Origin of the sequence: Pseudomonas sp. AP19 (assembly GCF_001728855.1) — a bacterium.
Taxonomy (GTDB): domain Bacteria; phylum Pseudomonadota; class Gammaproteobacteria; order Pseudomonadales; family Pseudomonadaceae; genus Aquipseudomonas; species Aquipseudomonas fluorescens.
Genome location: NZ_LXJP01000130.1, coordinates 1 through 1,884, shown reverse-complemented (window position 1 = coordinate 1,884; position 1,884 = coordinate 1). Strand labels below are relative to the sequence as shown.

At 56.9% G+C, this 1,884-nt stretch carries 2 protein-coding genes; both read right to left on the bottom strand.

Translation table 11 applies throughout. The features are described 5' to 3' along the window. Positions 1–1,320 (bottom strand): efflux RND transporter permease subunit (locus A7D21_RS33915; RefSeq protein WP_141718327.1); only part of this gene is annotated, 1,320 nt, incomplete at its 3' end. Further along, positions 1,317–1,884 (bottom strand): copper-binding protein (locus tag A7D21_RS33910; RefSeq protein ID WP_171902676.1); only part of this gene is annotated, 568 nt, incomplete at its 5' end. The genes A7D21_RS33915 and A7D21_RS33910, both read right to left, overlap by 4 nt.

Sequence of the window (1,884 nt, the reverse complement as noted above, 5' to 3'; positions counted from 1 at the left end):
AGTCATCACGTGCCAATGACGTTCACCTTTCAGTTCCTCCCCAGGATTGGCCACGTGCCAAGCCTCGACCTTCTTGTGGGCATTTTCAATCATCACCACGGCAGCGTCGACCATAGCGCCGATGGCGATGGCAATCCCGCCAAGGGACATGATGTTGGCGTTGATACCCTGATAGCGCATCACGATGAAGGCGATCAGCACCCCAACCGGCAGGGAAATGATTGCCACCAGAGATGAACGCAGGTGCCAGAGAAAGATTCCGCAGACCAACGCGACGACGATGAACTCTTCGATCAGCTTGTGGCTGAGGTTTTCCACGGCACGATCAATCAACTTGCTGCGGTCGTAGGTGGTGACGATTTCAACCCCCGCCGGCAGACTGCTTTTCAGCTCGTCGAGTTTGGTTTTGACCGCCGCAATGGTTTCACGAGCATTCTTCCCGCTGCGCAGAATCACCACGCCGCCGACGGTCTCACCTTCACCGTCGAGTTCGGTAATGCCTCGACGCATCTCAGGCCCTAACTGAATCGTGGCAACATCGCCCAACGTGACCGGCACACTGCCCGCGCCCAGTTTGAGCGGGATGGCGCGAAAGTCATTGAGCGTCTTTAGGTAGCCGGAAGCTCGTACGATGAACTCTGTCTCCGCCATTTCCAGCACGGCTCCACCGGTTTCCTGATTGGCTTTGCCGATCGCCTCGGTCACCTCAGACTGCGTGATACCCAAGTTCGCCAACTTTAGCGGATCGAGCTGGACCTGATACTGTTTGACCATGCCACCTACGGTGGCAACTTCCGCAACGTTCGGCAGCGTCTTGAGCTCGAATTTGAGAAACCAGTCCTGTAGGGCTCGCAGTTGCGCCAGATCGTGCCCACCGCTGCGATCAACCAACGCGTACTGGAAAATCCAGCCAACGCCAGTGGCATCAGGTCCTAAGGCTGGCTTAGCACTGGCTGGTAGGCGGCTTTGTATCTGGCTCAGGTATTCCAACACCCGCGAGCGGGCCCAGTACAAGTCAGTTCCGTCTTCGAACAGCACATAAACGAAGCTGTCGCCAAAGAAGGAGTAACCGCGCACAGTCTTGGCCCCAGGTACCGAGAGCATGGTGGTTGCCAGTGGATAGGTCACCTGGTTTTCGACGATCTGTGGGGCTTGGCCTGGGTAAGGTGTACGGATAATTACCTGAACATCCGACAGGTCTGGCAATGCATCGATGGGCGTACTTTGAACCGCCCAGATCCCCCATGCCGTGACGAACAGCGTCGCCAGCAACACAAGAAAGCGGTTGGCCACCGACCAGCGAATAAGGGCCGCAATCATGGCTGGCCCCCAGAGCGTTCCAGACGTTCAACACGCAGACCATCGTCCGTCTGGCTAACAGCGATCCGAACCTTGTCGCCCGTTTTTAGGCCCTTCATCAGAGCAGGAGTGGCGAGAGGGAAAGTCATCGTCATGCCTGGCATACCCAATGTCTTGAAGGGACCGTGGGCGAGCGTGACTTCTTTGTCGTTGATCTCAACGATCTGACCATCGGCCTCATGCAAAGCGCCAACGGGCATAGTAGATGGCGAAACGTCCAATGAGCTTGCGACAACGCCCTTGAGACTGGCCTCCGAGTCGAGCAGGAACTGGCCAGAGGTCACCACTTTCTGCCCCTCTTCCAAGCCTTTCAATATCGCCGTCTTGCCATCGTTATCCTGGCCTAGCTGCACCTCCACCGGGCGATATCGACCAGCGTCTTCAGAGAGCATGACCAACGCACGTCGACCGGTACGAATGACGGCCTCGCTCGGCACCCACAGAACACTTTGCTCCGTTGAACGATTGAGGCTTACCTGTGCGGTCAAACCTGGTCTGAGTCGGCCATCTGGATTGGGTAACTCA